Raw genomic sequence first — 9,679 nt, 5'->3', positions numbered from 1 at the left:
ATGTTCTCGGACGCAATCAGCTCGATCTCGTCGCGCTGACGACCCAGCTCAGACCGGATCGAGCCAAAAAGCTCAGGATCGCGGTCCGACAAGGACTGGGTGAAAAATCCGGTGTCACGAAGATTGGCGTTCATTGGCGCTCCACATGGCTGGGTAAAATCTTGCGGATTTCCTATCGGAAACGCCACTTTCGCAAAAGGCTTAAAGCGACGATTTGGCCTGCTGCGGCGTCAAGACTGGCCTATTGGGGAAAGGTATGTTTGTTTCGGAACCAAATGTGCAACACCGGAAACCACAAAACATGAAAAAGAGAATCGCCTTTCTCGCCAGTGAGGTCAAAGTGGCGCAAACAGCGCGCGACATCCTGGTGGCCAAACATGGAAACGTGGCACCTCGGGACGCAGATATTGTGGTTGCATTAGGTGGGGACGGCTTCATGTTGCACACCCTGCACAACATGCAGCATCTTGATACTCCGGTCTACGGGATGAATCGCGGCACGATCGGCTTTCTGATGAATGAGTATCACGAAGACGACCTGATGGCGCGGCTGGAGGATGCCGAGGAAGAGGTTATCAACCCGTTGGCCATGCAGGCGATGGATCAATCTGGAAAACTGCACGAGGCGCTGGCGATCAACGAAGTGTCATTGCTGCGTGCCGGTCCTCAGGCAGCAAGGCTCAAGATCAGCGTAGACGGCCGGGTGCGCATGGCCGAACTGGTCTGTGACGGGGCGTTGCTTGCCACGCCTGCGGGATCGACCGCCTACAACTATTCCGCGCATGGGCCGATTGTTCCGATTGGCGCCGACGTTCTGGCCCTGACACCCATCGCGGCGTTTCGCCCACGGCGGTGGCGCGGTGCCTTATTGCCGAAAATGGCGAAAGTCAGGTTCGATGTGGTCGAAGCTGACAAGCGCCCGGTCATCGTGGCCGCCGATTCCGTTTCTTTCCCGGATATAGACTGGGTCGAGATCAGGTCGGAACCAGCCATTGCGCACCGTATCCTTTTCGATCCCGGCCATGGGTTGGAAGAACGCCTAATATCCGAACAATTCACATAAAATTAGGATTCCCCAAATTTTTCTCACGCCTGTGTGAAGCAGTTCACAGGAATTCCCTTAACGATTGGCTAATGTGAACTTGCCCGGAGAACGCGCCAAGGTGGGAGTGAGTGGCCACCTGAACGGTGTTTTCGAATGGTTGCGCAGATTTTGCGCTGGCGAGGGTGGGTGGTGCTACGCTCGTCATCAGAAATCCGGGCTTATTTTAGCAGCTGGACCCCGGGCACAATGACCCGGGGTCTATTTTTGCTACATATGATCCCAAAGCGGCAAACACATCTGTCCCACGCGGGCTTCTATCGCGGCGGCGGCATCCACGGCCAGATCCTCGCGCCAGCGCTGTGCCGCGATCTGTACGTTGATAGGTTGAGGCCCTTTGGGAAGATTGGCCAGCCGCGACGGAACGCAAGCTGCTGGCAGTCCTAGAAAGTTCATCGCATAGGAATAGACAGCGCATCCCAAAACATCATGCACGCCTTCCGCGCCTTCGGTGTCCCGGTCAGGTTTGAAAAATGGCTGTGGCAGGAAAGGGGACAAAACCAGCGGGTAGTCCTGCAAAAACAGGGACCATTCGCGTGCATAATGGCTGCGCTTGGCCAGCATCCGAACCAATTCTGTTTCAACGATGGGCGGGAACTCCTGAAAGTAGACGTCAAAGATGTCGCGGATAGTTCTGGAACCAGCGGCTTCAATGTCAGATTTCATCAGGGTCAGCACTTCGCCCATCAAAGTCCGATACCCGATCCGGCCACATTCAAAGACATCGGGTGGATCGACCTCTTCAACGACGTACCCTGCATCGACCAGCGCATCGCGCGCAGTGTCGAGGGCTTTTTCGACCTCGGGGTGCAGGGCATAGCCGAAGGTGTTCTTGGTGAATGCCACCTTGATCGGCTGGTCAAAACGCTCGCCGTGCCAGGGCATTGGAACGTGGAATGGGTCCCGCGCATCGGTGGCGATCAGGCTGGGCATGGACAGGTGCAGATCCGCAGCCGACCGGGTGATCAGGCCCTGAACCGACATTGACTGCGCCAGCAATCCGCGTTCGGCCTTCTGACTTGGGTTCCACGCGGGAACGCGTCCCAACCCCGGTTTGACCGTCACGGCACCGATGGCGGCAGCCGGAAAGCGTAGGCTACCGCCAATATCGTTGCCGTGGGCCAGAGCACCGACACCCGCCATCACGGCGGCAGCAGCGCCACCAGATGATCCCCCGGGTGAAATGTGCCGTCCCCACGGGTTGAACGTGCGCCCATGCAGGGGGTTGTCGGTGTCGGCCCTGAAGGAAAACTCGGGCGTATTCGTTCGCCCGATCACAATGGCCCCCGCTTTTTGCAAGTTGCTGACCACCGGCGCGTCATCCGGTGCAATCACATCCTTCAGCGCAATGACACCGTTGGTGGTCGCGTGGCCTTTTTGATCGACATTCACCTTGATTGTTACCGGAACTCCATGCAGCGGGCCGGTCGGCTGACCACGCTCCCGTGCAGCATCTAGCGACTGCGCGCGTTCCAGGGCCTCGGTGCGCAAATCTTCGACGACTGCGTTCAGCGCGGGGTTCACCGCGTCCATGCGATCAATCGAGGCCTGAACCGCCTCGGTTGCACTCAGATCGCCGCGTCGGGTCAGGGTGGTCAGCTCTGTGGCGCTGAGACGCCAGATATTGGTATGTGTCATGGGCCCTCACTGTCTTACAGCGACAGTAGGGGCCCAGATTCAGGTTGCAAGGGCGGACATGGTATGGGCGGCCGATGCCGCCCGATGGTTACTTTGCGTAACCAATTGTCTGCAACGCCACCTTGATCTCATCAAGGATGGCAGGATCGTCAATTGTTGCAGGCATTTTGTAATCTTGACTGTCTGCAATCGACACCATCGTGCCGCGCAGGATCTTACCGGAACGGGTCTTGGGTAACCTGTCGACAACAACAGCCAGTTTGAAGGCGGCCACCGGCCCGATCTTTTCCCGAACCATTTTGACGACTTCCTGAACCACATCGCCATGATCCCGTGTGGCACCAGCATTCAGGCACAGGAAGCCGACCGGCATCTGCCCCTTCAGTTGGTCCGAAACACCGATTACCGCGCATTCTGCCACATCGGGGTGGGCGGCCAACACTTCTTCCATCCCACCCGTCGACAGGCGATGGCCCGCTACGTTGATGACGTCATCGGTGCGCGCCATGATGTAGAGGTACCCGTCTTCGTCAATCATCCCGGCATCGCCGGTTTCGTAATATCCGGGGAAGTGTTCAAGATAAGATTTCTTGAACCGTGCTTCGGCATTCCACAGTGTTGGCAAGGTGCCTGGGGGCAGGGGCAGTTTAACCGCGATGGCACCCAGTTCACCGGCCTTCATTGGGTGACCGCCTTCATCCAGAATTTGCACGTCATAACCCGGCATCGGTTTTGCGGGCGAGCCCAGCTTGACCGGAAGCTCTTCGATACCCAGCGGGTTTCCGGCAATGGCCCAGCCGGTTTCGGTTTGCCACCAATGGTCGATCACCGGAACCTTCAGCGCGTTTTGTGCCCAGATAATTGTGTCAGGGTCAGCCCGTTCGCCTGCCAGATAGAGGGCCTGTAGATGAGACAGATCGTATTTGGCGATCAATTCGCCTTTTGGGTCTTCTCGTTTGACGGCGCGGATGGCTGTAGGTGCGGTGAAGAAGCTTTTGACCTTATGTTCCGAGATCACGCGCCAGAAGGTGCCCGCGTCCGGGGTGCCGACTGGCTTGCCCTCGAACACAATTGTGGTGTTTCCATGGATCAGGGGCGCGTAGCAGATATAGGAGTGTCCCACGACCCAGCCCACGTCGGAGGCTGCCCAGAATACGTCACCCGGATCGACGTTATAGATATTCTTCATCGTCCAGTTCAGTGCCACTAGGTGTCCGGCAGTGGGGCGCACGACCCCTTTGGGTGCACCCGTAGTGCCAGAGGTGTACAGGATATAAGCCGGGTCATTGCCATCGACCGGTACGCATTCAGCCGGTTCGACACCGTATTGGAAGCCATGCCAGTTGAAGTCGCGCCCTTCAATCAACTGAGCGACTTCTTGTTCCCGCTGGAAGATCACACAAAAATCAGGCTTGTGGTTAGCCAGGTCGATCGCGCCGTCAAGCAGGGGCTTATAATGAACCACGCGGCCCGGCTCCATCCCGCAGGACGCGGCGATGATTGCTTTGGGTTTGGCATCGTCGATGCGCACAGCCAGTTCGTTGCTGGCAAACCCGCCGAACACGACTGAATGCACGGCTCCCAGACGGGCACAGGCCAGCATCGCCTCAAGCGCTTCGGGGATCATCGGCATGTAGATGATGACACGGTCACCTTTCTCGACACCCTTTGCCCGCAGCGCGCCGGCCAGAGTGGCCACGCGGTTGCGAAGCTCGACATAGGATATCTCGCGCTTGGTGTGGGTGATGGGGCTGTCATAGATGATGGCGGTTTGTTCACCGCGCCCGTTTTCCACATGACGGTCTACGGCATTCCAACAGGTATTGACCCGCGCGTCGCTGAACCATTCGTACAAAGGCGCATTGTCGTCGAACAGTGCCTTGCTGGGGGCCTTGACCCAATCGATCCCTTTTGCGGCGTTCATCCAGAACGCTTCGGGGTCGGTCTTCCAGCTGTCATAAACGTCCTGATACGCCATTTCGTCCTCCTCACAACGGCCTGGACATTGTGTTAGGTCGCAGAAAACATCCGGGCAAGCGCGACGCATGACGACGCGTCAGTTTATCGCAAATAATTTGCAGATCAGCGGAATATGACTTGCAAATTTTTGCAAAATCGCAGGCGTAGCAGAGTTTTCATCGCCGCAGCGGATGGATTTGCAAAGTTGCAAACTTTTGCATGCAAATCTTGCACCCCCTCCGGGAATCATCTCAACCAGCCGTTTTGGCGTAACGTGGCAGCTTGTCCTGAAGGTTCAGCCAGGGCAGGTGATCGGCGTGGAACACGTGAAACTGTGGTGGCAGGGTTTCCGGTTCGTCCAGCGTTGCGGTGTAAAGATGTATGTTCACGCTATCGCGCGCTGTGCGATAGGCCATCTGGGTTCCGCAATTGCCACAAAACAGACGCTCGACCCCTTCGGATGAACGATAGATCTTTGGTGCCTGACCCAACCATCTGACTGCTTCATGCGGCAGCCCGAAAAAAGCCGTGACCGGCGCGGCGCAGTTTCGCCTGCAATCTGAACAGTGGCAATAACAGCTCCACGCGGCTTGGGCATCGCTTTCCCAATGCACGGCGTTGCAGTGGCAATGTCCTTTCATGCGCTTCCCCCCTGTTGACAGGGGCGCCAGCAAGGCTGCCCCCGGTTAACCGTAATGCGCCACGGGTGTTCCTGCAATCGCCGCCATGTTCAGCAGACCGCGCGCGGTGATGGATGGAGTAACAATATGGGCCTTGTTGCCCATTCCCATCAGGATCGGGCCAACTTCAATCCCGTCCGCCTTCATCTTCAGAATATTGCGCACGCCGCTGGCCGCATCTGCGTGGGCGAATATCAGAACGTTGGCCGCCCCTTCCAACCGCGACGCCGGGAAGATGCGCGCCCGCAGGTCTGCATCCAAAGCCGCATCCAGGTTCATTTCGCCTTCATAGACAAAATCGCGCGGCTGCCGATCAAGGATTTCCAGCGCCGCCCGCAGCCGTTTGCCTGATCCTTCAGCCTGATTGCCAAATTGCGACTGCGAACAGAAGGCGATCTTGGGCTCGATCCCGAACCGGCGAACATGTCGCGCAGCACCAATGGTGGTTTCTGCCAGTTCTTCCGGCGACGGCAATTGCCGGACATGCGTGTCGGCAATGAACAGGGGGCCATCTTCTAGGATCATCAGGGACAAGGCACCATGCGGGCGCAGTTTGTTGTCGTCCAACACCTGTTCGACATAATTCAGGTGCCAGCGGAATTCACCAAATGTGCCGCAGATCATGCTGTCCGCTTCGCCACGATGCACCATGATCGCGCCAATGGCCGTTGTGTTGGTGCGCATGATCGCTTTGGCCAGATCCGGTGTAACACCGCGGCGCTGCATGATCTGGTGGTAGGAAGTCCAATAATCGTAATAGCGCGGGTCGTTTTCCGGGTTGACGATCTGACAGTCCTTGCCCGGACGAATGGTCAGCCCCAGCTTTTCACACCGGGTTTCGATCACATCGGGTCGCCCGATCAGAATTGGCGTTTCCGTCGTCTCTTCGAGAATGGCCTGCGCGGCTCTCAGAACCCTTTCATCTTCACCCTCTGCAAAAACGATGCGACGGGATGCGACGGCCGCAGCCTCGAACACAGGACGCATCAGAAGGGCAGACTTGAAGACAGTCTGGTTGAGCTTTTCCTTATAGGCGTCAAAGTCGTCGATAGGGCGTTTTGCAACACCGCTTTCCATGGCGGCTTTGGCGACCGCCGATGACACCACGCCCACAAGACGCGGGTCAAATGGTTTCGGGATCAGGTAATCCGGGCCAAAGGTCAGTTGCTCGCCCTTATAGGCAGCCGCGGCTTCGGCGCTTGTGGTTGCGCGCGCCATCTCAGCGATACCATCCACGCAGGCAATCTGCATCGCGTCGTTGATCTCGGTCGCTCCGACGTCCAATGCACCCCTGAAGATAAACGGAAAACACAACACGTTGTTGACTTGATTGGGAAAATCGCTGCGACCCGTGGCGATGATTGCGTCTGGTGCAACCGCGCGGGCATCCTCTGGCAGGATTTCCGGCGTCGGGTTGGCCAGGGCGAAGATGATCGGGCGGCTTGCCATTTTCCGGACCATGTCAGGCTTCAGAACATTTGGTCCGCTGAGACCTAAAAACAGGTCAGCCCCACCGATCACATCGTCCAGCGTCCGCAAGTTCGACTTCTGCTCGAACTGTGACTTGTGCGGGTTCATGTCCTCGGCCCGTCCTTCGTAGACAAGCCCGTGAATGTCGCACAGCCAAATGTTTTCACGTTTCACGCCCAGCTTGACGAGCATGGTCAGGCACGCGATCCCGGCGGCCCCGCCACCGGTTGACACGACCTTGATGTCCTCAAAAGACTTTCCGGCCACATGTAGCGCATTCTTGGCCGCAGCCCCGACCACAATGGCAGTTCCGTGCTGGTCATCATGGAAAACCGGGATGTTCATACGTTCACGGCAGAGCTTTTCGACGATGAAGCAATCGGGGGCCTTGATGTCTTCAAGGTTAATGGCGCCAAATGTCGGTTCAAGGGCACAGACGATATTCGCCAGCTTTTCGGGATCGGGCTGATCGACCTCGATATCAAAACAGTCAATGCCCGCGAACTTTTTGAACAGAACAGCCTTGCCTTCCATAACCGGCTTCGACGCGAGAGCCCCGATATTCCCCAGGCCGAGCACGGCGGTGCCGTTTGACACCACAGCAACAAGGTTACCGCGCGCGGTGTACCGCTCGGCATTGGCTGCATCGGCCTTGATTTCAAGACTTGCCTCCGCCACGCCGGGCGAATAGGCGCGGGCCAGATCGCGACCGTTGGCCATAGGTTTGGTGGCCTTGATCTCAAGCTTTCCGGGTTTGGGAAATTCATGATATTCGAGCGCAGCTTGTCGCAGGCTGGGGGTGTCAGACATCGGCGATTCAGCTCCCATTGAGAATTTGATTTAGCCTTAAACTATTTATTTGAAATTGGCTACGCTACGTAACTCTGCCGTGATGTCGCAACCAGAATCCGGATTGATATTGTCTGAGTTCATTTTCACCTTTTCACATTGCGACGTCCAAGATCACTCTGGCAAGGCCGTCGTGACATTCAGGCCTGATGACATGGCTGGTAACCAATGAGGGATCAGTAGGTTGGATGTTGGTTGCAGCGATGCTGGGCAGTTGTTGTCGCCCAGATTTTGGTCGAGTTCACCGCGCTGAACGGCGGAATTTTACCCGTGATCATTGAAATGCGGTTCTTCGCTGCGGAAGAAATGCCGGGGATGTTTTTTTCGGTTGGCATTTTGGCGTCTGTTCTGATCGGATGGCCAAAGTTGCAATTCGAAGAGAATACTGATGACCAAGACATCCGATCTGGCGAAAACGCACGCTGAGATTCGCCTGCCCACGCGGGAAATTCGCGACGACATCCCCTTTTACACGAAAAAACTGGGGATGAAGATGGACATGATCTATCCCGCTGACGATCCGCGCGTCGCGGTGTTTTCGGGGCATGGCGTGCGGTTGCGCATTGAAAAAGACGCACCGGAAAGCCCTGGAACCTTGCGTATTCTGACGGATAATCCGTCTGATTTCGCGGGTGGTGAACGCGTTCTGGTGGCGCCAAATGGCACCCGGGTCGAAATTGAAGAACGAAATCCGCCACTGGTGATGCCAGAGACCGTGCATTCCTTTGTCGTGCGCAGGCTCAAGGATCAGGCCCCTTGGATCATCGGTCGGGCCGGGATGCACTATCGCGATCTGGTGCCGGATCGGCTGGGCGGGTCGATCATCGCCAGTCATATCCGCATTCCCGATGGCGGACCGGTCCCGGACATGGTGCATTTTCACAAGGTCGGGTTTCAGCTGATCTTTTGCATCCATGGCTGGGTGGATGTGGTCTATGAGGATCAGGGCGAGAAAATGCGCCTGACAGCGGGGGACTGCTTTATTCAACCACCGGAAATCCGGCACCGTGTTCTCGAAGCCTCTGATAATGTTCAGGTCATCGAGATTGGAGTGCCGGCTGAGCATGTCACGGAAATCGACCATGACATGATACTTCCCACTCCGCACATCCGCCCGGACCGCGAATGGCAGGGGCAACGTTTTGTCTATAATCAGGCCAAGGGTGCCGAGTGGATGCCCTTCCGTCTTCCGGGTTACATCTGCCGCGACACCACGATTGCCGAGAACACCAAGGGCGTCGCTGGGGTGCAGGTTGTGCGCAAAGGATCGGGTGATCCGGAATGGGCCATCCATGACACCGACATTCACTTTACCTTTGTGATGGACGGAGAGGTCACCCTGGAAGGAGAGGGGCGCGATCCCTACCGGCTGGAGCAAGGGGATGCGTTCGTCATCCCACCTGGGATGCGCACACGGCTGTCCGACCCAACAGACAATATCGAATTGTTGGAAGTCACCTTACCCGGTACCTTCAACACAACGCTGGGTTAAGCGAAAAACACGGGTCGGGGGCTTCAAATTCCCCGCTTTAATACGTTAGCGTGCAAATTTCTGACCAGATGATCAAAAAAATGGGGAATCGCCATGTCGCTGAAAGACGCCGCCTTGTCTGTCCGGGAAAACGCCTACGCGCCATATTCGAACTTCAAAGTTGGCGCAGCGCTCCGGTCTTCTTCGGGTCATGTCTTTTCCGGGTGCAACGTCGAAAATGTGGCCTATCCCGAGGGCACCTGCGCGGAAGCAGGTGCAATTGCCGCAATGGTGGCCGCGGGTGAGCAGGAACTGACCGAAGTCTACGTGGTTGCCTCCAGCCCTCAGCCTGTGCCGCCTTGCGGTGGATGCCGTCAGAAGCTGGCCGAGTTTGGCAAGCGCGATGTAAAGGTCACTCTGGCAACCGTAGATGGTGCGGAGTTTGAGACAACCATCGGAGATTTGCTGCCGGGTGCGTTTGACGCGTCGCACATGGAAGATGTCTGAACG

At 57.0% G+C, this 9,679-nt stretch carries 8 protein-coding genes and 1 pseudogene; 3 read left to right on the top strand and 6 right to left on the bottom strand.

The window, feature by feature from the left end; genetic code table 11:
* Window positions 1–134 (bottom strand): annotated as a pseudogene (glyA, locus tag ACR0BF_RS13055) (serine hydroxymethyltransferase); the annotation flags it as partial.
* Window positions 135–256: 122 nt separating this feature from the next.
* Here glyA and ACR0BF_RS13050 point away from each other — a divergent pair.
* On the top strand, window positions 257–1,063 hold the full coding sequence (locus ACR0BF_RS13050; protein WP_480517711.1) for an NAD kinase: 807 nt from the start codon (window positions 257–259) through the stop codon (window positions 1,061–1,063).
* A gap of 249 nt (window positions 1,064–1,312) precedes the next feature.
* On the opposite strand, the gene ACR0BF_RS13045 is transcribed toward ACR0BF_RS13050, so the two are convergent.
* The 5 genes from ACR0BF_RS13045 to ACR0BF_RS13025 all read right to left on the bottom strand — a co-directional run bounded on the left by ACR0BF_RS13045 (window position 1,313) and on the right by ACR0BF_RS13025 (window position 8,033).
* Entirely contained in the window at window positions 1,313–2,740 is a 1,428-nt protein-coding gene (locus ACR0BF_RS13045) for an amidase family protein (RefSeq protein WP_480625057.1), read from the bottom strand.
* Between the two features lie 88 nt (window positions 2,741–2,828).
* Window positions 2,829–4,718 (bottom strand): propionate-CoA ligase PrpE, encoded by a 1,890-nt coding sequence (gene prpE, locus ACR0BF_RS13040; RefSeq protein ID WP_480473554.1) that lies wholly within the window; start codon window positions 4,716–4,718, stop codon window positions 2,829–2,831.
* Between the two features lie 232 nt (window positions 4,719–4,950).
* Window positions 4,951–5,340 carry a GFA family protein gene (locus tag ACR0BF_RS13035; protein ID WP_480603044.1) on the bottom strand — a complete coding sequence of 130 codons (390 nt, stop codon included), beginning with the start codon at window positions 5,338–5,340 and terminating at the stop codon, window positions 4,951–4,953.
* Between the two features lie 45 nt (window positions 5,341–5,385).
* Window positions 5,386–7,659 (bottom strand): NADP-dependent malic enzyme, encoded by a 2,274-nt coding sequence (locus ACR0BF_RS13030; RefSeq protein WP_480625056.1) that lies wholly within the window; start codon window positions 7,657–7,659, stop codon window positions 5,386–5,388.
* A gap of 215 nt (window positions 7,660–7,874) precedes the next feature.
* On the bottom strand, window positions 7,875–8,033 hold the full coding sequence (locus tag ACR0BF_RS13025) for a hypothetical protein (RefSeq protein ID WP_480473551.1): 159 nt from the start codon (window positions 8,031–8,033) through the stop codon (window positions 7,875–7,877).
* Between the two features lie 53 nt (window positions 8,034–8,086).
* Here ACR0BF_RS13025 and ACR0BF_RS13020 point away from each other — a divergent pair, with 53 nt between their 5' ends.
* Both ACR0BF_RS13020 and ACR0BF_RS13015 read left to right on the top strand, forming a co-directional pair.
* A complete protein-coding gene (locus ACR0BF_RS13020; protein WP_480473550.1) occupies window positions 8,087–9,190 on the top strand; it encodes a cupin domain-containing protein in 1,104 nt (367 codons plus the stop codon).
* A gap of 93 nt (window positions 9,191–9,283) precedes the next feature.
* On the top strand, window positions 9,284–9,676 hold the full coding sequence (locus tag ACR0BF_RS13015; protein ID WP_267365809.1) for a cytidine deaminase: 393 nt from the start codon (window positions 9,284–9,286) through the stop codon (window positions 9,674–9,676).
* Window positions 9,677–9,679: the final 3 nt, after the last annotated feature.

It is taken from the genome of Ruegeria sp. AG7 (assembly GCF_056541545.1).
The sequence above is the reverse complement of the archived record's forward strand: the minus strand, read 5'-3'. Positions and strand labels throughout refer to the sequence as shown.